General features: G+C 62.4%; 20 protein-coding genes and 1 pseudogene. 12 read left to right on the top strand and 9 right to left on the bottom strand.

Annotated elements, in window-relative coordinates:
• The first annotated feature begins 95 nt into the window (after window positions 1-95).
• The 6 genes and pseudogenes from F759_RS0111760 to F759_RS0111735 all read left to right on the top strand — a co-directional run bounded on the left by F759_RS0111760 (window position 96) and on the right by F759_RS0111735 (window position 6,224).
• Complete coding sequence (locus F759_RS0111760; protein ID WP_027800029.1) at window positions 96-695, top strand: GNAT family N-acetyltransferase; 600 nt, start codon at window positions 96-98, stop codon at window positions 693-695.
• 58 nt (window positions 696-753) lie between these two features.
• Window positions 754-1,626 (top strand): MerR family transcriptional regulator, encoded by an 873-nt coding sequence (locus F759_RS0111755; protein ID WP_027800028.1) that lies wholly within the window; start codon window positions 754-756, stop codon window positions 1,624-1,626.
• 159 nt (window positions 1,627-1,785) lie between these two features.
• A complete protein-coding gene (locus F759_RS0111750) occupies window positions 1,786-3,387 on the top strand; it encodes a flavin-containing monooxygenase (protein WP_027800027.1) in 1,602 nt (533 codons plus the stop codon).
• A gap of 49 nt (window positions 3,388-3,436) precedes the next feature.
• Window positions 3,437-4,345, top strand: coding sequence for an SDR family NAD(P)-dependent oxidoreductase (locus tag F759_RS0111745; RefSeq protein ID WP_027800026.1), 909 nt, complete (start codon window positions 3,437-3,439; stop codon window positions 4,343-4,345).
• 55 nt (window positions 4,346-4,400) lie between these two features.
• A pseudogene (locus tag F759_RS37600) lies at window positions 4,401-5,283 on the top strand (metal-dependent hydrolase).
• Window positions 5,280-6,224, top strand: coding sequence for an alpha/beta fold hydrolase (locus tag F759_RS0111735; protein WP_027800025.1), 945 nt, complete (start codon window positions 5,280-5,282; stop codon window positions 6,222-6,224). The pseudogene F759_RS37600 and the gene F759_RS0111735 overlap by 4 nt, the downstream one beginning before the upstream one ends.
• Here F759_RS0111735 and F759_RS0111730 read toward each other — a convergent pair.
• Window positions 6,199-6,753, bottom strand: a complete 555-nt coding sequence (locus F759_RS0111730; protein WP_027800024.1) for a putative glycolipid-binding domain-containing protein — start codon at window positions 6,751-6,753, stop codon at window positions 6,199-6,201. The genes F759_RS0111735 and F759_RS0111730 overlap by 26 nt on opposite strands.
• Window positions 6,754-7,004: 251 nt before the next feature.
• Here F759_RS0111730 and F759_RS0111725 point away from each other — a divergent pair, with 251 nt between their 5' ends.
• From F759_RS0111725 to F759_RS0111715, 3 genes are all read left to right on the top strand, one after another.
• Entirely contained in the window at window positions 7,005-7,865 is an 861-nt protein-coding gene (locus F759_RS0111725; protein ID WP_027800023.1) for an urea transporter, read from the top strand.
• 70 nt (window positions 7,866-7,935) lie between these two features.
• Window positions 7,936-8,712: a class II aldolase/adducin family protein gene (locus F759_RS0111720; protein ID WP_027800022.1), complete on the top strand. Its 777-nt coding sequence runs from the start codon at window positions 7,936-7,938 to the stop codon at window positions 8,710-8,712.
• Between the two features lie 89 nt (window positions 8,713-8,801).
• A complete protein-coding gene (locus F759_RS0111715; RefSeq protein ID WP_274533473.1) occupies window positions 8,802-9,026 on the top strand; it encodes a 4-oxalocrotonate tautomerase in 225 nt (74 codons plus the stop codon).
• 107 nt (window positions 9,027-9,133) lie between these two features.
• Here the strand turns inward: F759_RS0111715 and F759_RS0111710 are convergent, their stop codons facing one another.
• From F759_RS0111710 to garD, 7 genes are all read right to left on the bottom strand, one after another.
• A complete protein-coding gene (locus F759_RS0111710) occupies window positions 9,134-10,333 on the bottom strand; it encodes a porin (RefSeq protein ID WP_027800020.1) in 1,200 nt (399 codons plus the stop codon).
• Window positions 10,334-10,413: 80 nt separating this feature from the next.
• Window positions 10,414-11,766, bottom strand: coding sequence for a TRAP transporter large permease (locus F759_RS0111705; protein ID WP_027800019.1), 1,353 nt, complete (start codon window positions 11,764-11,766; stop codon window positions 10,414-10,416).
• A gap of 7 nt (window positions 11,767-11,773) precedes the next feature.
• Window positions 11,774-12,244 carry a TRAP transporter small permease gene (locus F759_RS0111700; protein ID WP_027800018.1) on the bottom strand — a complete coding sequence of 157 codons (471 nt, stop codon included), beginning with the start codon at window positions 12,242-12,244 and terminating at the stop codon, window positions 11,774-11,776.
• A gap of 152 nt (window positions 12,245-12,396) precedes the next feature.
• Window positions 12,397-13,389, bottom strand: a complete 993-nt coding sequence (locus F759_RS0111695; protein ID WP_027800017.1) for a TRAP transporter substrate-binding protein — start codon at window positions 13,387-13,389, stop codon at window positions 12,397-12,399.
• Window positions 13,390-14,047: 658 nt separating this feature from the next.
• Entirely contained in the window at window positions 14,048-15,001 is a 954-nt protein-coding gene (locus F759_RS0111690; RefSeq protein ID WP_027800016.1) for an SMP-30/gluconolactonase/LRE family protein, read from the bottom strand.
• Window positions 14,998-15,840 carry an NAD-dependent epimerase/dehydratase family protein gene (locus tag F759_RS0111685; RefSeq protein ID WP_027800015.1) on the bottom strand — a complete coding sequence of 281 codons (843 nt, stop codon included), beginning with the start codon at window positions 15,838-15,840 and terminating at the stop codon, window positions 14,998-15,000. The genes F759_RS0111690 and F759_RS0111685 overlap by 4 nt, the downstream gene beginning before the upstream one ends.
• 126 nt (window positions 15,841-15,966) lie before the next feature.
• A complete protein-coding gene (garD, locus tag F759_RS0111680) occupies window positions 15,967-17,556 on the bottom strand; it encodes a galactarate dehydratase (RefSeq protein ID WP_027800014.1) in 1,590 nt (529 codons plus the stop codon).
• A gap of 256 nt (window positions 17,557-17,812) precedes the next feature.
• On the opposite strand from garD, the gene kdgD reads away from it, so the two are divergent.
• The 3 genes from kdgD to F759_RS0111665 all read left to right on the top strand — a co-directional run bounded on the left by kdgD (window position 17,813) and on the right by F759_RS0111665 (window position 21,177).
• Window positions 17,813-18,730: a 5-dehydro-4-deoxyglucarate dehydratase gene (gene kdgD, locus F759_RS0111675; RefSeq protein ID WP_027800013.1), complete on the top strand. Its 918-nt coding sequence runs from the start codon at window positions 17,813-17,815 to the stop codon at window positions 18,728-18,730.
• A gap of 186 nt (window positions 18,731-18,916) precedes the next feature.
• On the top strand, window positions 18,917-20,266 hold the full coding sequence (locus F759_RS0111670; RefSeq protein WP_027800012.1) for an MFS transporter: 1,350 nt from the start codon (window positions 18,917-18,919) through the stop codon (window positions 20,264-20,266).
• A 167-nt stretch (window positions 20,267-20,433) separates the two neighbouring features.
• Window positions 20,434-21,177 (top strand): FadR/GntR family transcriptional regulator, encoded by a 744-nt coding sequence (locus tag F759_RS0111665; RefSeq protein WP_027800011.1) that lies wholly within the window; start codon window positions 20,434-20,436, stop codon window positions 21,175-21,177.
• 131 nt (window positions 21,178-21,308) lie between these two features.
• On the opposite strand, the gene F759_RS0111660 is transcribed toward F759_RS0111665, so the two are convergent.
• The gene (locus F759_RS0111660) at window positions 21,309-22,916 is read right to left on the bottom strand and encodes an aldehyde dehydrogenase (NADP(+)) (protein ID WP_027800010.1); all 1,608 of its coding nucleotides are present in this window, start codon (window positions 22,914-22,916) and stop codon (window positions 21,309-21,311) included.
• Window positions 22,917-23,092 lie beyond the last annotated feature (176 nt).

The following is a 23,092-nucleotide window of genomic DNA, read 5'->3' as shown; positions in this document are numbered from 1 at the left end:
CTGGCTTCAAATTTGTGCGCGCGGCGGGCATAGTAAAACGTATCCTCGGAAGAACGACACAACAGGCCACACACCCGGCCGCACCAGGACTACGTATGAGCACAGCCCGCCCCGCATCCGTCACCTCGGACGCAACCGATGAAACCGCCACGTCGTCCCGCAGCGCCCCGCTGATTCGCGACGCTACCGAAGCCGATCTGCCCGCGATCCAGACGATCTACGCGCACCATGTATTGACCGGCGTTGCATCGTTCGAAGAAGTCCCTCCTTCCGTCGACGATCTGCGCACGCGGCTCGCGTCCGTGCGCAGCCAGGGACTGCCGTACATGGTTGCCGAGATCGACGGCGAGGTCGCGGGCTACTGTTACGCGACGCCGTACCGCCCTCGCGCCGCGTATCGCAACACCATCGAAGATTCGATCTACGTGAGCGACGCCTATCGCGGACGAGGCCTCGGCCGTGTGCTGCTGCAAGCGCTGATCGAGCGATGCGAAACAGGGCCCTGGCGTCAGATGATCGCCGTCATCGCGGACGGCGGCAGCGGCGGATCGCTGTCGCTGCATAAGCAACTGGGATTCGAGTTGACCGGCACATTAAAGGCCGTCGGTTTCAAACATGGCCGCTGGCTCGACACCACACTAATGCAACGGACGCTGGGCGCGGGCGCTTCGACGCCGCCGGATTCGGAACCCTAACGCCGCAGAGGAAGCGTCGTGCTGGTCCGCCTCCAGGCAGCGGGGTAAAATCCCGCGCATGCCTAAGACGCCGCCTTCCGCCTCGCCGCCCTCGTCGCCGGACGCCTCGGACGTGTCCACCGGCGCCGCGCCGCGCAACGAATACACCGTCGACGAACTCGCCCGCGTAAGCGACACGACGGTACGCAACGTGCGCGCGTATCAGGACCGCGGCCTTCTCGAGCCACCCGAAAAGCGCGGGCGTGTAGGCGTGTATGCCGACACGCACGTATCGCGTCTGAAGCTGATCAATCATTTACTCGCCCGCGGCTACACGCTCGCTAACATTCAGGATCTGATCAAGGCCGTTGACGAAGGCCACGATCTTCGCTCTATTCTGGGCCTCGAAACTGCAATCGGCGGTCGCTGGTCGCGCGAACATCCGAAGAAGTATTCGCTGATCGAACTCCTGCATATGTTCGGCGACAAGGCTTCGCCCGGCGCGCTCGCGAAAGCGGTCGATCTCGGCCTTCTGGAACGCGACGGGCTGTCGTTCGTGTCCGATAGTCCCACTGCGCTCGCCGCCGGCGCCACGCTCGCGAAAGAAGGCATCCTGCTTGCCGATCTGCTCGACGCCGTCGGCATCGCGCGGCCGCATTTCAGCGCGGTGGCCAAGGCCCTCGTCGATCTGGTGGTTCGTCAACTGGACCGCTACGACCCCGACGCACTGCCGCCGCCTGCCGACGTGCCCGCCCTTGTCGACGCCATCTGGCGTGTGCGGCCGCTCGCGATGGTGCTCGTAGAAAGCGAAATGAATCGCGCGTTGGAAGAGGCATCCGGCGATTACCTCGGCGATCGCGTCGCGGCCATCATGGAAAAGAAACTGGGTCATCGCACTGTAAGCTCTGCGCCAAAGGGCGCCGCCGGCAAAGTGAAGCGGCCGAAAAAATAACGCTGTGTGGCAGTCGGCGCGTCGCGCGATTACATGAATCATCGCGCTGCCCGGTCCTAGAGTCGAGCGTCTAGACGCCCGCTTGCGTCATTCGTCTCGGCCTCCTATCGTTACATCACTCAATGTAACAGTAGTGAGCGTAAAAAGGAGACGGTCCGGATGAACGCACGCATGCCTCACGACGCCGCGGCCCACGACGCATCCACGCCCGTCGAAACCGACATCGCCATTATCGGCACCGGCTTTGCCGGGCTTGGCATGGCGATTCGCTTGAGACAGGCCGGGTTCACGGATTTCATCGTCGCGGAAAAGGCCGATTCGGTCGGCGGCACATGGCGCGACAACCATTACCCTGGCTGCGCGTGCGACGTGCAATCGCACGTCTATTCGTTTTCGTTCGCACCGAATCCGCGCTGGACCCGCATGTTCGCGCGTCAGCCGGAAATCCGCGCGTACCTGGAAGAATGCACGCGGCGTTTTGGCGTCGAGCGTCATTTGCGTTTCGGCCATGAACTCGCGAGCGCGGTCTACGACGACACGCGCCTCCGCTGGCAACTGAGCTTTGCCAACGGACAACGGTGGTCGGCGCGCGTGCTGGTTTCGGCGATGGGCGGCCTCTCGCGCGCGTCGGTGCCGGACATTCCCGGCATCGGGAGATTCAGGGGCAAGGCATTTCACTCGCAGCACTGGGACCACACCTATCCGCTCGAAGGCAAGCGTGTCGCCGTGATCGGCACCGGCGCGAGCGCGATCCAGTTCGTGCCGCAAATCGCGCCGCGCGTCGCGCATCTCGATCTGTTCCAGCGAACCCCGCCGTGGATCATGCCGAAGGCCGACCGCCCGGTGCGGCCGTTCGAACAGTGGCTTTTCAGACACGTGCCGTTCACGCAAAAGCTCCTGCGTTCGGCGCTCTACTGCATGCTCGAATCGCGCGCGCTCGGCTTCGCGGTTCATCCGTCGCTGATGAAGACCGCGCAGAAAGTCGCGGAGCGGCATTTGCGCCGTCAGGTGCGCGATCCGCAATTGCGCGCGACGCTCACGCCGAACTACACGATGGGCTGCAAGCGCATCCTGATTTCGAATGACTATTTCCCCGCCCTCTCGCGTGCGAACGTATCGGTAACGGCGAGCGCGATCGAGCACATCGAGGAAGACGCGGTAATCACGAGCGACGGCGTGCGTCATCCGGCCGACTGCCTGATTTTCGGCACCGGCTTCCAGGTCGCCGATCCGTTCCCGCGAGGCGTGGTGCGCGGCCGCGGCGGCGTCGACATCGCCGATACCTGGCGCGACGGCGCGCATGCTTACCTTGGTACGACATTGCCTGGTTATCCGAACCTTTTCATGATCGTGGGTCCGAACACCGGTCTCGGTCACAACTCGATGGTGTTCATGATCGAGTCGCAGGTTGAATACATTTTGCGTGCGCTCAAGACGATGCGCGCCGAACGTGCAGAGGCGATCGAAGTTCGCCCGCACGTGGAGCGCGCATACAACGAACGGATCCAGCAGAAGCTTGGCCGCGCGATCTGGTCGACCGGCGGCTGCAAGAGCTGGTATCTCGATCCGAAAACCGGCAGGAACACCACGTTGTGGCCAGGGTTCGCATACAAATTCCGCCAGGCCACGAGCACCTTCAGCATGGACGATTACTTTGCGTATGCGCCTGCGTCCCCAACAGTGAGCATGCATGCCGTCTCGTCACAAAGCGCCCACGCGCACGGCAATGCAGCGGCTTCCGCGTCGGCCGAAGCAATCTGAAATACACATAACGACAACGCACGTTCAGAGAGGACAGGAGATAAAACCAATGAAGCATTTCACCGACAAGGTAGCCGCGATTACCGGCGCGGGTTCGGGCATGGGCCGCTCGCTCGCGATCCGGCTCGCGCGAGAAGGCTGTCACCTTGCACTCGCCGATCGCAACGCAACGAGTCTCGAGGAAACCGCTCGACTTGCGCAGGCCGCCGCACCACACATCGTCGGCGCGCCGCTTCTCATCACCACTGCCGTATTCGATGTGTCGGACCGAACCGCAATGTTCGCGTGGGCAGCGGAAGCCGTCGAGCAGCATCGGCGCGTCAACCTCGTCTTCAACAACGCGGGCGTCGCGCTGTCCAGCACGATTGAGGGCATGGACTACGCGGATCTGGAATGGATCGTCGGCATCAACTTCTGGGGCGTCGTGCATGGCACGAAAGCGTTTCTGCCGCATCTGAAGGCGTCAGGCGAAGGCCACATCGTCAATACATCGAGTGTGTTCGGTCTCTTTTCGCAACCGGGCATGAGCGGCTATAACGCGACAAAATTCGCCGTGCGCGGCTTCACCGAAGCGCTGCGCCAGGAACTGGACCTGGTGAAATGCGGCGTGTCGGCCACGTGCGTACATCCGGGCGGCATCCGCACGAGCATCGCACAGTCGAGCCGTATTGCGCCGAACATGGTCGGCTTCATGCTGGAAAACGAGCAGCAGGGCAAGGACGACTTCGAGAAGTTCTTTATCACGACCGCCGACGAAGCCGCTCGCGTGATACTCGACGGCGTTCGCAGGAACAAACGGCGCGTGCTGATCGGCCGCGATGCGCGTGCCGCCGATTGGCTCGCACGCACGCTGCCCGCGGCCTATCAGGTACTCGTCGTGCTGCAAACGCGGCGCATGAAGCGCATTGCGGAGAAACGCGCGCGGCGTGCGGCGCAACTCGCCGGCCGGCGTGCCTGATGCCACGGCCGCAGAGCACCATCCACACGCTTAAAGGAACTCAAGGAGAAAGGCCATGATGCCCGTTCGCCGCGACTTGCGCTTCAATCTTCCGCAGGACCGTGCCTGCGACTGGCACGCGCAAGGCTCGCATGTGACACACTTCTTCAACGCGCTTTCGCTGCTGTTCCCGGCTGGCGAGCGCTTTTTTATGGACAGCGTGCGCAACTATCGCGACCGGATCGACGACCCGCTGCTGAAAAAGCAGGTGCTCGGTTTTATCGGTCAGGAAGCGATGCATACGCGCGAGCACGTCGAATATAACGATCTGCTGGAACAGGCCGGCCTGCCCGCGCATAAGCTCGACAAGCGGCTGTGGGCAATCCTCAACTTTGGCCGTAAGGTGTTGCCGCATTCGTATCAATTGGCGGTCACCGTGTGCCTCGAACATTACACCGCGATGCTCGCCGGCTTGCTGCTCGAAGACGCGTCGCGCATCGAGGGATCCGTCGACGGCTACGCGCACATGTGGACATGGCATGCGCTGGAAGAAACCGAGCACAAATCCGTTTCCTACGACGTGTGGAATACGGTGCTCAAGCCCGGCCTCGGGCGTTACCTGTTGCGCACGGGCGTCATGCTTGCGACAACCATCACGTTCTGGCTGATCGTGTTCGACTTCCATGTGCGCCTGCTGATAGCGGACCGCAAGCGCGGCGATCATTTGCGTGGCATGTGGCGCGTCGTACAGTACCTGTACGGCCCAAGGCATGGTGTTTTTCCGCGCATTGCCGGCGAATGGCTGAGTTTTTTTCCGGCCGGGCTTTCATCCGTGGGACCACGACAATCGCGCTCAACTGGCGCGTATCGACGGCCTTGTAGCGGCCGTCGACGCTTCCAACGCGGCCGACCCGAATATGCGCAGAGCCGCGCGGCGCGGCGCGCAGGCGGCTGCGTGATGCGCGACACGTTGTCGGTCGATGCCGGCGACGTGCGGCTCGCGGCTTACGTGAGCGGACCGCGTGACGCGCCGCCGATCGTGCTGGTGCACGGTTATCCCGACTCGGCTGCAATATGGGAGGCCGTGCGCGCGCAACTCGACTCGCGCTACCGCGTCATAAGTTACGACGTGCGCGGCGCCGGCGCATCGGAAGCACCGGCAACGCGCAGTGCCTACCGTCTCGATCGGCTTGCGGCCGATCTCGCCGCAGTCGCAAATGCAACCTGCGGCCAGCAGCCTTTTCATCTTGTCGGTCACGACTGGGGCTCCATTCAAGGCTGGGAAGCGGTAACGGACCCGCAATTCAAAGGCCGCATTAGGTCATACACCTCGATTTCCGGGCCGTGCCTTGATCACGCGTCGCCCGCCTTGCGCGGCAGGCATGGTTCAGGCAATAAACATAGGATGGCGAAACAATCGCGGGGTAGCGGCATTCGGCAAACGCTCCGGTCCTGGTACATCTTCTTTTTTCATTTGCCGTGGCTGCCGGAACTGGTGTGGCGCATGGGCGGCGCACGCATGTGGCCGCTGTGGCTGCGAGTGACCGAACGGGTGCAAGCGTCGCGCGACCCCGCGCAGATGCGCAACGCGATCAACGGTCTGAACCTTTACCGCGCGAATTTCATCGACAAACTATTGCATCCGCACGTGAGCCACGCTCATGCGCCTGTGCAGTTCATCGTGCCGCTGCGCGACCGCTATGTCGGGCTGGAATTGTCCGTAGGACAGGAAGGCTGGCTCGGTCCCTACGAACGCATCGAGCTCGACGCAGGTCACTGGGTCGTGCTGCGCGAGCCGCAATTGATTGCCGCGAACATCGAACGCTTTGTCGCGCGGCATCTAGCCGGGCCGGGCGGCTCGGTCACGTCGTCGTTCAACGCTCGCGCGGCAGGCGAGTGAAAAGCGTCGGGTAGTCGATCACGAGCCCATCGTCGTCCACCTTCATATTCGCCGTGAAATCGCGGAAGATGCCCTCATAGCGGTACTCGCGGTTGAGCTCGATGCACGAATACGCCTGCTCGACGCGCGTTACCTGCAAGTCCGGTGTGGAAACGTAGGCGACCTGGATAGGCCGACGTTCCCCTTGCGCGAGTTGCAGCCGGCGAATCGGCAATGTATTAGTAAACGGCGTGGCGGCAATATCGATGTCGATGCACCCTTCAATCGCGCTCAACAGGAGGCCGTGCCCATCGTGCCAATGGCCCTCGCCGTTGCCGCGCAATTCCAGTTCTCCCCCGCCGGCGATCTTCAGCCACGCAAAACGCGTGCGCCATTGCGCGTCACAGCGCACCTTGTAGTGCAGCCCGTAGGCCTTGCCATAGCGCTGCCCGACCACGACGCTCTCCACCTCGAAACCGTCGTTGCGCGCGTCGAACGCCAGATGTTCGATGCCGTCGCCCTCTTGCGATGCCCACCGTAGTTCCCGCATTGGATCGTCTCCTCACATGAAAGGCGCGGCACGCGCACCGGTTTCGTATCGTAGCGCGAACGCTAGACAATCGCCGATGCATACGCTCACCGCGCTGTCATATGTAGGCTATTGCAAATAGCCACTATCAACGCGCAGGCATGCGCGCAGCCGCGCCACTGCCCTATGCTCGCGGTTCGCACCTGTTCGCCCGCCGCGCGTAATTCCATTTCGAGCACGCGCGCCGTCGGACGCTCATTGCTCCAGAAACCATGTACGCCGCCGCCACCGAAGCACACCCCGCCTTGCGCACACTGCTGCGCAGCCTTGGCCAGATCGTGCTGCAAGCGAACGCCTTCACCGGCGCCTGCCTCATCGCCGCCTGGCTGCTGTGCGATCCGCGTCTCGCGTGCGCGGCGCTGATCGGTGCCGTCGCCGCCAACGTGAGTGCGGTACTGGCCGGTTCTTCCGACGACGACATGCGCGCGGGCCTACACGGCTTCAACGGCGCATTGGCCGGACTCGCCGCGTTCAGCTTCGTCGCCGACGATGCAACAGCCGCTGCAATCGCGATTCTCGCGGCCACCGGCACCGCATGGCTTCTCGAACCGTGGTCGCGATGGCTGCGCGCGCACGGGCTCGGCTACTTTTCGAGCCCATGCCTGATCGTCACGTGGCTCTGGCTGCCGATGGCGGCAAGCGGACCTGCGCCGGCAGATCTTGCAGCAACGCATACGCTCGGCGCAGCGCAGTTTGGCAGCGGCGTGCTCGCCGGCCTCGCGCAAACTGGTTTTGCCTCGAACGCAATGGCCGGTGCGCTCGTGCTGATCGGCATCGCGGCGGCATCGACACGGCACGCGCTATATGCGCTGACCGGCGCGGCCCTCGCGAGCGGCGCGCATGTTCTGCTGGGTACGGCGGCAAGCTCGTTCGACGCAGGCCTGCTAGGATTCAACGGCGCACTCAGCGCGCTTGCGCTGACCGATTCCGGCATCGGGTGGATGGTCGGCAGCGTGGCGATTTCGGTGGGTTTGCAAGCGGCGGCCACTCACGCTGGACTGCCGGCGCTGACCGCGCCCTTCGTCGCCGCGACGTGGAGCGTGCAGTGGCTAAGGCAGCGCGTCGCCTGCTGAAAGTCGCGCCCACGTTCGTGCAGACACAGATATACGTCAGGCAACATCAAGGCAACATCAGGAGACATGTATGTCGTTCATCCACACACCCGCTGGCCGCATTGCACAGTCCGGGCCGCTGTCCGAAGCGGAGCAGCAGACTCGCGTCGACCTCGCGGCCGCCTATCGCCTCGTCGCGCTCAATGGCTGGGACGACCTGATCTACACGCACATCTCCGCGAGCGTTCCGGACGAGCCAGGCCACTTTCTGATCAATCCTTTCGGCCTCGCATTCGACGAAGTCAGCGCGTCGAACCTCGTGAAGATCGACATTGACGGCAACATCGTCGGCTCAAGCGAACACGCGGTGAACGTAACCGGCTTCGCGATTCACGCCGCCGTGCATGCTGCGCGCGCGGACGCGTTCTGCGTGATGCATCTGCACAATACGGCGGGCGTGGCCGTTTCCGCGCAGCCGGCGGGTTTGCTGCCCGCGTCGCAACATGCGCTGCGTTTTTATGGTCAGCTTGCGTATCACGACTATGAAGGGCTCGCTTTTACGCCGGCCGAAAGCAGGCGCCTCGTCGAGCATCTCGCGGACAAACCGGCCATGCTGCTGCGCAATCACGGCACGATGAGCGTGGGCCGCACCGTCGCCGAAGCGTATGTGCTGATGGCCACGTTGCTCAAAGCGTGCGAAATCCAGTTGCAGGCACAGGCTTGCGGCGCGCAACTCGTCGTGCCCGACGACACGGTAGCCGCGCGCGCGGCCGAGCAACTGTGCGATGGCGGTGCGATCGAAGGAACGCTTGAATGGCCGGCGTTGCTGCGCAAGCTCGACAGGCTCGATCCGGCCTATCGTCACTAGTAAGCGCTAAAAGGCGTCTAATAAGCGGCTAAAAAGCGGCTAAAAAGCGGCTAAAAAGCGGCTAAAAGCGCAGCCGGATTCGCGGCGCCCTGTGCCAATCAAGTTTTCAACGGAGCCAAACCATGCCCACGTTTCATATCGAACTGTTTGAAGGCCGCTCGCTCGAGCAGAAACGCCAATTTGTCGAAGCAATCACGAAAGCGACCTGCGAGTCGCTCGGCGTCGAGCTGAATTCGGTGGACATTATTCTCACCGACGTGAAGCGCGAAAACTGGGCAACAGGAGGACGCTTGTGGTCCGACAGCGAGAGTTGAATTGAAACGCTGGGCGCGTCGCGCGCAGCGTTTTTCATGGTCGGCGACGCGTGATTAAAATGCGCCGCTGTGGCGGCGTAACAACACGCCGCCACTATGCCAACAGATCAGAAGCGGTGGATGATGCCCACGCCGGCAGCAAACTGGCTACGCGACGAGGACGGTGCGCTGTTCTGACCGTCGCCGATATCGGCCGTTGCATTGATGATGCTGATGCCGTTGTTGCCGATCGTCTGGCCGCTCGCACGCTGATACGCTTCCAGCGCGTACAGGCCGGTACGCTTGGAAAGGCTGTAGTACTGCGAGAGGTTGAACTGGTGATAACGAGCCGCGCTCGAAATACCATTGGCCTCCGTTGCACGCGTGTAGCTATAGCCTGCAGCCAGGTCCAGCGCGCTGATCGGCTTGAAGTGGAGCACTGCGCCAACCGTGTTGAAGATCGCTTCGTTACGGAAAGCCGAACCCACGCCGGGAATGTACTGCACGTTCGAGTACGAGAACGACACGTCGAATTGCGAGCTGAAGGCATAGCCGCCGGTGACCGCCACGCGCTGCTGAGCCTGCGCCGTGCGGTAGCCGTTGTTGATGCCCGACACGCCCGGCTGAGCACCGTTATTCGACGCCGTCGAATCCGTGCCCCACGCCCCGCCGCCCGAGGTCGAGTTGTTGATGCGCTGGAAGCCAGCGGCGATACCGAACGGACCGTTCAGGTACTGCACTGCCGCGCTCCACGTCGAGCCTGCGTTGAGTCGGCCCGCCACGCCGCCGAGCGCATACGAACCGCTCACCGTCAAACCGTGCATGCTCGGCGACGTATAGACCAGCGAATTGTTCACGCGGTACAGCGTATCGAGCGAATCGATATCGCCCGGGTGCGCGCCATATGCGCCCGTGAGCCACGTGGTCGGGCTATACGGCGACAGCAGCGTGTAGTACGACGTGTACTGGCGGCCCGCAGTCAGCGTACCGTACGTGGTATTCGTCACACCAACCCATGCCTGGCGATTGAACGCGAGGCCGCTCACGCCCTGTGCGCCGGTTGCGCTGTTAAAGCCCTGCTCCAACTGGAAAATGGCCTTCGTGCCGCCGCCAAGATCCTCACCGCCCTTCAGGCCGAAGCGGCTGCCCGCCCAGATGCCGTTGTTCATCTTGACGACCGAGCGGCCGCCCGAGTTCGAACCGAGCGCGGCCGAGCTGCTTTGGTAGCCGATACCCGTATCGACGATACCGTACAGCGTGACGTTGCTCTGGGCGTGGGCGCCGAGGGCGATCAACCCAAGTGCGGAGGTTGCTAGTGCCTTTTTCATTTATGCTCCTCTTTAAAAAATTGTTCTTGACTACCGGTCATTGTGTGAACAGCGCAACCGGTGAATCCGGGGATTTAAGGTCAGAAGACCGGGTGTCCATTAATCACGCTCGGCAACCACGTGGAGAACACTGGCACGTAAGTCACAATATTGATGGCGCTGAAGATAGCGAGGTAATACGGCCAAGCCACCTTGGTAGTTTCCCCAATCGACACATTGCCGATCGCGCAACCAATGAACTGCACCGAGCCGATCGGCGGATGCACGAGACCCAACGCGCAGTTCAGAAGAATCATGATGCCGAACTGCACGGGACCGACGCCGCTATGCATCGCCATCGGCAGGAAGAGCGGCGTGGTGATCAGAATGTGCGCCGCCATGTCCACGAACGTGCCGAGGAAAACCTGGATGACGTTGATATACAGCAGCATCAGCCAGGGGAGGCTCGTCGCGCCGTCGAGCATGTGCTCGATCGCATCGGGGATCTCCAGATACGCCATCTGGTAACGCAGCATGTTCGACACGCCGATCAGCAGCAGTACGACGCCGGTGGTCTTCGCAGCCTTCGACAATGCGAAGGAAAGCTTCTTCAGCGTCATCGAGCGATACACCACGACCGTCAGCACGAGCGAATAGGCCACCGCAATAGCAGCGGCTTCCGTCGCCGTCGCAATACCCTTCGCCACGCAAACCAGAATGATCGCGATGACCATCAGGCCCGGCAATGCGCCGAGGAACGTCCGCGCGACCGCCATCCAGCCCGGAAAGCGCTGCAGTTCGGTCGAACCGTCCGGACGGCGCGGGTAGCCGTAGCGCACGGCTTGCCAGTACGCTGCGATCAGCACGAAGCCCATCACCCACAACACCGGCAACAGCCCCGAGAACAGCAGATCGCCGATCGACACCCCGCTCATCGGCACACCGTTCAGCGTGCCCGTGATGCCCTGCGCCGCGAAGGCGTAGATGATCATGTTGGTCGATGTGGGCATCAGCGCGCCGGCCAGCGACGAATGCGTCGTGACGTTGACCGCGTAAGCGGCGCTATAGCCCTCGCGCTTCATCAGCGGAATGACGACGCCGCCCATTGCCGACGTATCCGCTGTGGGCGAACCCGAGACGCCGCCAAATAGCGTACAGGCGACCACATTTGCCATGCCTAGGCCGCCGCGGAAATGGCCGACCGTGGCCTGCGCGAAACGCAGGATGCGATCGGCGATGCCGCCGTGCAACATCAGTTCGCCTGAGAAGATGAAGAACGGCACTGCGAGGAACGAGAACGCGTTCATCCCCGAGATCATCGACTGCATCGCGGTGGCGGCGGGCAGCCCTTCATATAGATACGTCAGCACGCACGACAATCCCAGCGCGAACGAAACAGGAACGCCGAGCACCAGAAAAACGAGGAAACTGATAGAAAGGAGGGCAAGTTCCATGATTGTTCTATTTGTGTTTCTTTGCGAAAAGCGCCAGAAGGTTCTCGAATGAGAACAACGCAATGCAGACGCTGGCAATGACCGGGATCACGTAGCGGAGCGCTTCGGGCAAGCCGAGAATCGGAATCTGGTCATGCAGCGTGGTTTCAGCCATCTGCAGCGAGCCGAAGAAAATCGCCACCGCGAGCGCGATCAGACACAGATGCTGGAACGCGTGTGCGACGAGCTGCCCCTTCTCCGGCAAGTTCTTCACGAGCGAATCGAGCCCGATATGGCCGCCTTCGCGGACCTTGAGCGCCGCGCCGAACATCGCGATCACGATCACCAGCAACAGCGCTATCGGCTCGACGAAATCGGGAGCGTCGCTAAACACGTAGCGCATCACGACGCTGTAGATCACCAGCAGACTCAGCGCTGCGAGGCTGAGCGAGGCGACGACAGCCAGCGCGCGAAAGATAAAATCGTTTGGGCGTTTCATGAATCTCTTTACCCCATTCTTGCCTACGACGGACCGTTTTTACTCGTTAGTAATGCTACTTTCCGTCACCAGTCAGGCAATCGGCGGACAGCGGAAAGCCTCGCAGTTTTTCTGCAAGGCTTTTCCGCTGCCGCGAAAGCGCTATGCGAGCGTTACTTGATTGCCTGGATCTCTTCGACGAGCTGCTTCATTTGCGGCGTCTTTTCGTACTTCGCCCAAACCGGCTGCATCACCTTGACGAAAGCCGCGCGATCGATCTGCGACGACGCGACGATCTGCGCGCCGCCCTTCGTCACGGTCTTGCTTGCGTCGTTCTCGCGTGCGGTCCACAGCTTCTGGTAGTAAGGCACCGAGTCGGCCGCGGCCTTCTTGATGATTTCCTGTTCCTGCGGCGACAGCGTGTCCCAGATCTTCTTCGAGAAGACGAGCACTTCCGGCGTCATCGAGTGCTGCGTTTCCGAATAGACCGGCGCGACTTCGAAGTGCTTGGTTTCTTCGTAAGAAGGCAGGTTGTTTTCCGCTGCGTCGACGAGGCCCGTCTTCAGCCCCGTATAGACCTCGGCGAACGGCATCGGCGTCGGCGTGCCGCCCATCGCCCTGATTTCGTCGACCATCAGATCGGACGGCTGCACGCGAACCTTGAGGCCCTTCATGTCGGCCGGCGTGCGGATCGGCTTCTTCGTGTAGATGGAACGCGCGCCGCTTTCATAGAAAGTCAGCGCGATCATGCCCTTCGCCTTGAAGGCGTCGAGAATCTTCTGGCCTTCGGGGCCGTACATCACCTTGCGGAAATGGTCGATGTCACGGAACAGGAACGGCAGCGACGGAATCATCGACTCCGGCACGATCTCGTTGAATGCCGCGCCGTTCGCGCGCGCCATGTCGAGTGCGCCGATACGCACCTGATCGATTGTGTCGTTTTCCGAACCAAGTGCGCTATTGCCGAACACCTTCACCGAATCCTTGCCGCCGGTTGCCGTCTTGATCTGCTCACCCATGTATTTCACGGCCATGTTGGTCGGATAGGTGTCGCCGTGCACGTCGGACACGCGGAACACGCGCGCTTGCGCCGACATGGCGCCGAAGGCCAGCACCGAGGCCGCAACGATCAACGAAACACGGGAAGAGGCGAACTTCTTGTTCATCATGACATTCCTTGAAAAATAGACACCCAATCGATGCAGACGGCCGCTCACGGAGGGCCTCTGACGGATGGCCGGTTGCGACGGCCCAGTGCGGACAGCCGGCGCGGATGTGACATGGTTTTGCTGCGTCTCCCGGCGCGGCGCTCGCGGTCTCCAGCGGTCGGCGAACGCTTTGCCGTGCTGTCCGTGCAACATCCCCGGCACAATGATCAGCACTCCTGTTGGACAACTCGACTTCTTTTACTTCTGCTGCGTCAGCGTGCTTTCGCGCGAACACCGCGTTGCGCGCCAAAGCCGCCACGTTTGGCGCTGCAATCTCGAAATGCTTAGAAAGCTGTCTGTTTGCGCTTATACGTTGTACGACGACATACGAAGTCTATAAAACGCAGTTTGAGTTGTACAGACGGTATTTACCCGAGGAAACGGGGTTCGGTACAGATGACCGCGACGACGCTGCAGGCACGGAGCGCGCGCCGCCGCGCTGTATGGCGCAAAGACGTGAACTAGGAATGTGAACGCGCTGGATTTGCGTAAGCCGCAGCGAAAGCGTCGTATCGGCGCGACAATGTTGTATGACGAGTGATGAATTTACGTGGACTAAACCTTGGGCGCCGGTGGTATCGAAGCGCCGGCGCCCTGCCTAACCGCATTGCGCGGTTCACAGATCGCCGGCGAACTCCGGCTCGGGCAAGCCGCTCACACCAGGACGCACCGCGAAAAGATGCCCGTCATGTTCGCTCGCGCCGGCTGCCGGGCGAATCGACGTGATAAATAGCGTATCCAGGTTGCGTCCACCGAACGCGCACATGGCCGGCTTGATTGCGGGCACGGCAATCTGCCGGTCCAGCTTGCCTTCCGGCGTAAAGCGCAGCAGCGCCCCGGCGTCGTTCGCGCAGATCCAGTAGCAACCGTCGGAATCCACGGCGGCGCCGTCCGGTCGGCCGACATAGTCGTTCAGATCGGCGAAGACGCGCCGGTTGCGTGGCTCGCCGGTTTCGATGTCGTAGTCGAAAGCCCATATCTGCCGACGCAGCGGATGCGAGTCGGACAGATACATGGTCGCGCCATCCGGCGACCAGCCCAGACCATTTTGCGTGATGAGCCCGTCGACAATGGGTGCCGACAGCACGCCCTGGGCGTCGAACCGATACAGCGCGCCGGCCGGATTGGCTGCTGCCATGTCCTGCACCATCGTGCCGGCCCAGAAGCGGCCTTGCCGGTCGCAGCGGCCGTCGTTGAAACGCATGTCGCCGCACGGGAAGACCGGCGCAGCCAACTTGCGTCCCGCTATTCTCACTGGTTCGTTAACGCGTCCGACCTGCGTCGTCGCGTCGGTCGAACTCTCGCCTGGCGTCACCGCAAAAAGGCCGGTTTCACAGCCGGCGAGCACCGTGCCGCGACGATCGAACGCGATGCACGCGACCTTCTCCGGCAACAGCCATTCGGACCGCTCGCCCGTTTCCACTGCGAGGCGCACGATTTTTTGCGCAGGAATGTCCACCCAGTAAAGCGCCTGTTCGGCAATGCGCCACACCGGACTTTCGCCGACCAGAGCCGGCGCCTGCCCCGCCGCCTCCACTCGCTCTACGCGCGGATTCGCGGCCGCGCTCATCGCTTCGGCTCCATCGGTCCGGCCAGCACGAACGCGCCGCCCTGGAAGCGCTGCGTGGGATCGTCCAGATCGGCGGTCGGCGCGGTGACCGGGAAGAGATGTTCGAATTGCACTGAACTGTCCTGCGGACGAAACCCGAGGAACGCCGCCTTTGTGTTATCGACCCACTTCGTGCGGTTATCCGACACGCCATACACGATTGCGTGGCCGACCCGATTGGTGAACAGCGAACAGCGCACCAGTTCGATGAAGTCGCGATAGCTCAGATACGTGACCAGCATGCGCGGATTCTTCGGCTGCTCGAACGACGAGCCGATCCGCAAGCACACCGTCTCGAGGCCAAAGCGGTCGAAGTAGTAGCGCGACAGCGACTCGCCGAAGCATTTGGTCACGCCGTACAGGCTGTCGGGGCGCAACGGCGCGTCGACATCCACCGCTTCCGTCACTGGATGAAAGCCCACCGCGTGATTCGAGCTTGCATACACGATGCGCTTCACGCCCTGTTTCTGCGCAGCCGAATACAGGTTGTACAGGCCGCGAATATTCGCTTCGAGCAGGTCTTCGAAAGGCGCCTCGACGGAAATACCGCCGAGATGGATCACCGCATCCACGTCTTCGAGCAGCGCGTGAACCGCGGCTCCGTTCGCGAGGTCGACAATCGACGCTTCTTCGTGCTCCGCTACTTCGCCGAGCGGCGCAATGTCGGTGACGCGCACAACATCGGCCCACGCCGCAAGCGCGCCACGCAATTGCGTGCCGAGATTGCCCGCGGCGCCGGTGAGCAGAAGGCGTCGGAAAGGTTTTTGCGCAGCCGGGCGGACAGAATTCGAATCGGTCATGTCTTTCTATTTATTGAGTAGCCGCTGTGAATGCAGCAGATAAGGCAAATAAAGCCAATCAGGTAACGAGTCGTCAAGCCCAAAAGCAAAACGAGCCGCGAAATCGCGGCCCGCTGGATCTGGCGATCAGGTCACCGGCGCCGGATTGAAGAGCGCCAGTGCGTTGTGCAGCTTGAGCTTTTCGGCGCAGGTCTTCTTGCGGCCGCTCGCGACATCGAGCATGAAGCGGAACAGTTCCCAACCCACCTCTTCGATTGTCGCCGTGCCGGTTGCAATGGTGCCTGCGTTAATGTCCATCAGATCATGCCAGCGGCGCGCCAGATCGGAGCGCGTCGCGACCTTGATGACGGGCACTTCCGCGAGACTATACGGCGTGCCGCGGCCAGTCGTGAAGACGTGCAGATTGATACCGGCCGCAAGCTGAAGCGTGCCGCAGATGAAGTCGCTCGCCGGCGTGGCCGCGTAGATCAACCCTTTCTGGCGTACTTTCTCGCCCGGCGACAACACGCCGGAAATCGGCGAGTTGCCCGACTTGATGATCGAGCCCATCGCCTTTTCGACGATGTTCGACAAGCCGCCCTTCTTGTTGCCCGGCGTGGTATTCGCACTGCGGTCGGCGCCGCCGCGCTTCAGATAATCGTCATACCACTGCATCTCGCGGATGATCGCCTGGGCGACGTCCGCGTTCGCCGCGCGCGCCGTCAGTTGATCGACGCCGTCGCGCACCTCGGTCACTTCAGAAAACATCACCGTGGCGCCGGCGCGCACCAGCAGGTCGGTCGCGAAGCCGACGGCCGGGTTTGCCGTGAGACCGGAGAACGCATCGCTGCCGCCGCACTGCACGCCGACCACCAGGTCCGCCGCCGGGCAGGTTTCGCGGCGCCGATTATTCAGCCGCTTCAGGTGGCCTTCGGCCGTTCTCATGATCGACTCGACCATCGACTGGAAGCCGACGTGCGCTTCGTCCTGCAGCACGACCACATCGCCATTCTCGTCAGCGCCGAGATCGCCGATATCCGCGATTTCGCTCGGGTTCTGCGCCGCCGCGATCGGAATGGTGCCCGGCGGCATCAGCCGCTCCGGCTGGAGCTTCTCGCAACCGAGGCTCACCATCATCACCTCGCCGCCGAAATTCGGATTCAGCGCAATGTTGCGCACGGTGCGGATCGGCACCATTGCGTCCGGCGCGTCGATTGCCACGCCGCAGCCGTAGGTATGACCGAGGCCCACCACGTCGTCGACATTCGGATATTTCGGCAGCAGTTCGGACTTGATACGCGCAACCGCATGCTCGACCACGTCGGCGACGCACTGCACGGTCGTCGTGATCGCCAGAATGTTGCGCGAGCCCACCGAGCCGTCTGCATTGCGATAGCCCTCGAACGTGTAGCCCTCGAGCGGCGGCATGTCCGGCGCCTTGATAGTGGCGATCGGCAGATCGTCGAGCCCCGGCGGGCTCGGCATGCGGATAACGTGTTCGTTGATCCAGCTTCCCTTGGGCAGTGCCTTGAGCGCATAACCGATCACCACGTTATAGCGGATGACCTCGTCGCCTTCGGCCAGATCGGCGAGTGCGACCTTGTGCCCTTGCGGCACGCGCTCACGCAGCACGAGGCCGTCGGGGAAAACCGCGCCCTCACCCAGGCCGCCGTCGTTGACGACGATCGCGACATTGTCATTGGGGTGAACGCGAATGTAGAGCGGGGAAAGTTCCATTGCATCGATCCTTATGGCGATTTACGCCTTCTGCGCCAGCTATTCATACGTCATCCTACAACATGCCAGTTTGCCCGGATGTTCCGTATTTACCCTATGACTAGCATTATGCCGCGAAAACACCGTTGAGTTAGCCGAATTGTTGTTGTACGATGACGTATAAGAAATCTTCATTTCTATCGATCACCCGGTCAACCCGATCTCAACCCGATCTCAACCCGATCTCAACCAATACCGACGCCCGGATACATACATCATGACTACACCGCAGGAACTCAAGCAGATCGTTTCGCAAGGCCTTCTTTCTTTCCCCGTCACCGACTTCGACGAAAAGGGCGAATTTCGCGCCGACACTTACGCCGAGCGCCTGGAATGGCTTGCTCCGTATGGCGCGTCTGCATTGTTCGTCGCGGGGGGCACGGGCGAATTTTTCTCGCTGACGCATAACGACTATTCGAACGTGGTGCGCACCGCGGCCGAGGTGTGCAAGGGCAAGGTGCCGATTCTCGCCGGCGCGGGCGGGCCGACGCGCGTCGCGATCGAATACGCGAAAGAAGCCGAGCGCCACGGCGCGAACGGCATCCTGTTGATGCCGCATTATCTGACGGAAGCGTGTCAGGAAGGCATCGCCGCGCACGCCGAAGAGGTGTGCAAGTCCGTGCCGAACATGGGCGTGATCATCTACAACCGCGCGAATTCCAAACTCAACGCGGACATGCTCGAAGGCCTCGCCGAACGCTGCCCGAACCTGATCGGTTTCAAGGACGGCGTGGGCGAAATCGAAAACATGGTGACGATCCGCCGACGTCTGGGCGACCGTTTCTCCTACCTCGGCGGCCTGCCGACCGCGGAGGTCTATGCCGCGGCCTACAAGGCGCTCGGCGTGCCGGTGTACTCGTCGGCAGTGTTCAACTTCATTCCGAAGACGGCGATGGACTTCTACCGCGCGATCGCCGCGGACGACCACGCAACCGTCGGCAAGCTGATCGACGAGTTCTTCCTGCCGTACCTGAAGATCCGCAACCGCCGCGCAGGCTACGCGGTCAGCATCGTCAAGGCGGGTGCGAAGCTGGTCGGCCATAGCGCCGGCCCGGTGCGCGCACCGCTGACCGATCTGACCGAAGAAGAAGTGGCGCAGCTCGACGCGCTGATCAAAACGCTCGGCCCGCAGTAATACTGCGCGCCTGGCCGGCGCGTCAATTTTCCGTCGGCCAGGCGAACGAGAGCCGCACAGGCGGCAGCGCTTGGAGCGCCCGGAGACAGCATCGTCGCCGGGCGTTTTTTGCACATGCGTCTGGACGCCGCCACTTCACGAAGGCCGGGAGCCCGCTCCCCCTGCATAAGAATTAAGGAGATGACAATGGAAATGAGCCGCACGGCAAGTTCCGCGAACGTCGCAAAGCGCACCAAAGTCCGCTACGCGATCCTGCTACTTATCTTCGTAATCACCACGTTCAATTACGCGGACCGCGCGACGCTGTCGGTCACCGGCTCGGCGATGCGCGCCGAGTTCGGCTTCGACGCAATCCGCATGGGCTACATCTTCTCCGCGTTCAGCTGGGCGTATGTGCTCTCGCAATTGCCTGCCGGCTGGCTGCTTGACCGCTTCGGCGCACGGCGCGTGTACGCCGCGAGCATCTTCTTCTGGTCGCTGTTCACGCTGCTGCAAAGCTCGATCGGTTTGCTGGGCGGCGCGGCGGCCGCGGTGACCGGCCTCTTTGTATTGCGCTTCGCGATGGGCGCGGCGGAATCGCCGGCCTTTCCGGCCAACGCGAAAGTGGTGGCGAGCTGGTTCCCGACCAAGGAACGCGGCACCGCGTCGGCGATTTTCAACTCGGCGCAATACTTCGCGGCAGTCGTATTCACACCGCTGATGGCCTGGCTCACGCACGCGTTCGGCTGGCACATGGTCTACGTCGTGATGGGCGTAGCCGGCCTGCTGCTCGCCCTCACCTGGCTCAAGGTGATGAAGCATCCCGCCGACCATCCGGGCGTGTCCGCTGCGGAACTCGAGTACATCGAACAGGGCGGCGGCGTGATCAACGGTCACCACAACGCGCGTCCCGACGACGTCGATAAAGCCGGCGGCTGGGCGCTCGTGCGTCAACTGCTGAGCAACCGGATGCTGGTCGGCATCTATCTCGCGCAGTACTGCATCAACGTGCTGACGTACTTCTTCCTGACGTGGTTTCCGATCTACCTCGTGCAGGCGCGCGGCATGACGATCCTGCAAGCGGGGCTCGTCGCTTCGCTGCCCGCGATCTGCGGCTTCTCGGGCGGCGTGCTCGGCGGCATTCTGTCGGATTCGCTGATCCGGCGCGGCCATTCGCTGACCGTCGCGCGCAAGGTGCCGATTGTCGGCGGCATGCTGCTGTCGGTGTCGATCATCGGCTGCAATTATGTTTCCACCGACTGGATCGTCGTCGCGCTGATGTCGCTCGCATTCTTCGGCAAGGGCATCGGCGCGCTCGGCTGGGCGGTGGTCGCAGATACATCGCCGAGGGAAGCGCTCGGTCTGTCGGGCGGCATCTTCAATATGTTCGGCAACGTGGCCGGCATCGTCACGCCGATCGTAATCGGCTATCTCGTGGCGAAGAGCGGCTCGTTCAATGGCGCGCTGGTATTCGTCGGCGCCAATGCGCTGCTCACGGTGTTCAGCTACCTCGTGATCGTGAAGGACATCAAGCGCGTCGAGCTGCGTCCGCGCTAGGCGCCGCGCCGGGTTTGTGCTTCGCAGCGCCGTGCCTTGCGCACCGGTTCTCAGCCGGGTGCAGCGGCGCGGCGCGAAATGATCCGGCCTTTCTATAATCAGTCGTCAGACGACGGTATAATGGATCAGGAAGTCTCTGCAACTATCTGATTCAAGGGGCGTTTTCGATGGCTACACCACTGGCATCCACGGCACCGCCACGACGCGCTCGTAATCTTGCCGAGCTCGTCGTCAACTACGTCACCGAGCAGATCGCGTCAAACGCGCTGAAGCCGGGCGACAAGCTGCCCACCGAATCGCAACTCATGGTCACGCTGAGCGTGAGCCGCACGGTCATCCGCGAAGCGATTTCGCGCCTGCAGGCGGGCAAGATCATCGAGACGCGCCACGGCATCGGCAGCTTCGTGCTTGAGCCGCAGCGCGAAAAGCTCGGTATCGACATGGTGCCGGCCACCACGCTGCGCGACGTGCTGTCGATTCTCGAACTACGCATCAGCCTCGAAACGGAATGCGCGGGCCTCGCCGCACAACGCGCGAAGCCGGAAGACCTCACGCGCATGCGCGCCGCACTCGACGCAATCGAAGCGACGCGTCACAACGGGCTAGACAGTGTGAACGCCGATTTGCAGTTCCATATTTCGGTGGCGCGCGCCACGGGCAACCGCTATTTCGTCGACATCCTCACGCAAATGGGCAGCGCGCTGATTCCGCGTAACCGGCTCGATTCGGCCGGCATCGCCCGCGCCGAGCCGGACGCGTACCTGTCGCTCGTCAATCTGGAGCACGAGAGCATTCTCGAAGCGATCAGCCGGCACGACGCCGAAGGCGCGCGCGCGGCAATGCGCATGCATCTGTCGAATAGTCGCGAACGCCTGCGCCGCGCGAACGAAACTTCCGAAACACCTGGCTGAGCGACCACAGAGCAATTAGCCGATTGTTTGTCGCTGCGAATTTGCAAACAAAATGGCCGGGGAGTCACCTCCCCGGCCATTTTTCATTTCATTTCAGCCGCAGCTCAAACGCAAGTAATCAAACGCACGTATCAGCTGCGCGTGATCTCGCCATCCCGGCGGCGCCACAGGTCGAGCGGATTGCCGTCAGCCAGCGCCTGCGGCAGCAGATCGGCCGGAAAATCCTGATAGCAGACGGGGCGCAAAAAGCGCTCGATCGCGGTCGTGCCCACCGACGTCGCGCGGCTGTCGGACGTAGCCGGGAACGGGCCGCCGTGCACCATCGCGTGACAGACTTCCACGCCGGTCGGATAGCCGTTGACCAGCAGCCGTCCAGCCTTGCGCTCCAGAATCGGCACAAGCTTTCTGGCTGCGGGGACGTCCGCGCTGTCCATCTGGATCGTCGCCGTCAACTGGCCGGCAAAGTGCTCGGCCACTTGCAGCAATTCGTTTTCGTCCTTGCAACGCACGATCGTCGATGTCGGTCCGAACACCTCGTCCTCCAGCGCCGGCGTGGCGAGGAACGTCTGCGCGTCGGTGACGAACAATGCCGCGCGCGCCTGGTTCGGGCCGGTTGCGTCGACGCCGCGCGCCACCGTTTCCACGCCCGCGGTCGTGGCCCGTTTGCCTTCCCCGTCCATGTATGCCGAGTGAATGCCAGCCGTGAGCATGGTCTGCGCGGGCTTGCCGCTCAGCGCCTCGGACGCCACGGAGACGAAGTTCTTCAGCGCATCGCCGTCCACGGCGATCGCAAGGCCGGGGTTGGTGCAGAACTGGCCGGCGCCGAGCACCAGCGAATCCACGAAACCGCGCGCGATGTTTTCGGTGCGCTGCGTGAGCGCGTTCGACAGCAGGAACACCGGATTGACGCTGCTCATTTCCGCGTAGACCGGAATCGGCTCGGGGCGCGCAGCGGCGATGCGCATCAGCGCGAGGCCACCCGCGCGCGAACCCGTGAAGCCGACTGCCTTGATCGCCGGATGCGCGACCAGCGCTTCGCCGATCGAATTGCCGGCGCCAACGATCAGCGAGAACACGCCTTCGGGCAAATCCATATCTTGTGCGACGCGCTGAATCACGCGACCGACCATCTCCGACGTGCCGAGGTGAGCACCGTGCGCCTTCACCACGACCGGGCAACCGGCCGCCAGTGCCGCAGCCGTGTCGCCGCCAGCCACCGAGAACGCGAGCGGGAAGTTGCTTGCGCCGAACACGGCGACCGGGCCGACTGCAATCTTTTGCATACGCACATCCGAACGCGGCAGCGGCTTACGATCCGGCAGCGGCGAGTCGAGCGTCGCGTCGAGCCACTGGCCCGAGCGCACCACTTGCGCGAACAGCTTCAATTGACCGGTCGTGCGGCCGCGCTCGCCTTCCAGGCGCGCTTTCGGCAAGCCCGATTCCTGCTGCGCACGCTCGACCAGAGCATCGCCCAACGCAGTGATTCCGTCGGCGATACGCTCCAGGAATTCCGCGCGCACCGCGAGCGGGAGCTGCCGGTACGGATCGAACGCTTTCTGCGCCAGTTCACACGCGAGGCCAACGTCGCGAGCCGTGCCGCCGCCGAAAACCGGCTCGGCAATGTCCGCACCCGTGGCGGGATTGAATGCGTGCAGCGCCTGGTCGGCGCCGCGCACGGTCTTGCGGCCGATCAGCATCTCGCCGGTGATGTTGCCTGTGATTCCGCTCGAATTTGACATGCTCGTTCCTTGATTTAAATGCCAATAGATATAAGTCATCCTACAACATAGGGGCACGCTCACGCAACCGAAACCCCCTAAGCCCACCGCGAATTCGGGTTAACGTGGCCGTTACAACGCGTCCTTCGAGTGCTAATCTGGAGTAGATATACGACGACTTATAACTGCGGTCTAGC

The organism is Paraburkholderia dilworthii (assembly GCF_000472525.1).
GTDB lineage: Bacteria > Pseudomonadota > Gammaproteobacteria > Burkholderiales > Burkholderiaceae > Paraburkholderia > Paraburkholderia dilworthii.
This window is presented reverse-complemented; position numbering and strand designations above follow the sequence as displayed.

What these genes read in the sequence shown, in the direction of transcription:
- F759_RS0111760 (WP_027800029.1), top strand. Translation starts at nt 96, where the DNA reads ATGAGCACAGCCCGCCCCGCATCCGTCACCTCGGACGCAACCGATGAA.
- F759_RS0111755 (WP_027800028.1), top strand. Translation starts at nt 754, where the DNA reads ATGCCTAAGACGCCGCCTTCCGCCTCGCCGCCCTCGTCGCCGGACGCC.
- F759_RS0111750 (WP_027800027.1), top strand. Translation starts at nt 1,786, where the DNA reads ATGAACGCACGCATGCCTCACGACGCCGCGGCCCACGACGCATCCACG.
- F759_RS0111745 (WP_027800026.1), top strand. Translation starts at nt 3,437, where the DNA reads ATGAAGCATTTCACCGACAAGGTAGCCGCGATTACCGGCGCGGGTTCG.
- F759_RS0111730 (WP_027800024.1), bottom strand. Translation starts at nt 6,753, where the DNA reads ATGCGGGAACTACGGTGGGCATCGCAAGAGGGCGACGGCATCGAACAT.
- F759_RS0111725 (WP_027800023.1), top strand. Translation starts at nt 7,005, where the DNA reads ATGTACGCCGCCGCCACCGAAGCACACCCCGCCTTGCGCACACTGCTG.
- F759_RS0111720 (WP_027800022.1), top strand. Translation starts at nt 7,936, where the DNA reads ATGTCGTTCATCCACACACCCGCTGGCCGCATTGCACAGTCCGGGCCG.
- F759_RS0111710 (WP_027800020.1), bottom strand. Translation starts at nt 10,333, where the DNA reads ATGAAAAAGGCACTAGCAACCTCCGCACTTGGGTTGATCGCCCTCGGC.
- F759_RS0111705 (WP_027800019.1), bottom strand. Translation starts at nt 11,766, where the DNA reads ATGGAACTTGCCCTCCTTTCTATCAGTTTCCTCGTTTTTCTGGTGCTC.
- F759_RS0111700 (WP_027800018.1), bottom strand. Translation starts at nt 12,244, where the DNA reads ATGAAACGCCCAAACGATTTTATCTTTCGCGCGCTGGCTGTCGTCGCC.
- F759_RS0111695 (WP_027800017.1), bottom strand. Translation starts at nt 13,389, where the DNA reads ATGAACAAGAAGTTCGCCTCTTCCCGTGTTTCGTTGATCGTTGCGGCC.
- F759_RS0111690 (WP_027800016.1), bottom strand. Translation starts at nt 15,001, where the DNA reads ATGAGCGCGGCCGCGAATCCGCGCGTAGAGCGAGTGGAGGCGGCGGGG.
- F759_RS0111685 (WP_027800015.1), bottom strand. Translation starts at nt 15,840, where the DNA reads ATGACCGATTCGAATTCTGTCCGCCCGGCTGCGCAAAAACCTTTCCGA.
- garD (WP_027800014.1), bottom strand. Translation starts at nt 17,556, where the DNA reads ATGGAACTTTCCCCGCTCTACATTCGCGTTCACCCCAATGACAATGTC.
- kdgD (WP_027800013.1), top strand. Translation starts at nt 17,813, where the DNA reads ATGACTACACCGCAGGAACTCAAGCAGATCGTTTCGCAAGGCCTTCTT.
- F759_RS0111670 (WP_027800012.1), top strand. Translation starts at nt 18,917, where the DNA reads ATGGAAATGAGCCGCACGGCAAGTTCCGCGAACGTCGCAAAGCGCACC.
- F759_RS0111665 (WP_027800011.1), top strand. Translation starts at nt 20,434, where the DNA reads ATGGCTACACCACTGGCATCCACGGCACCGCCACGACGCGCTCGTAAT.
- F759_RS0111660 (WP_027800010.1), bottom strand. Translation starts at nt 22,916, where the DNA reads ATGTCAAATTCGAGCGGAATCACAGGCAACATCACCGGCGAGATGCTG.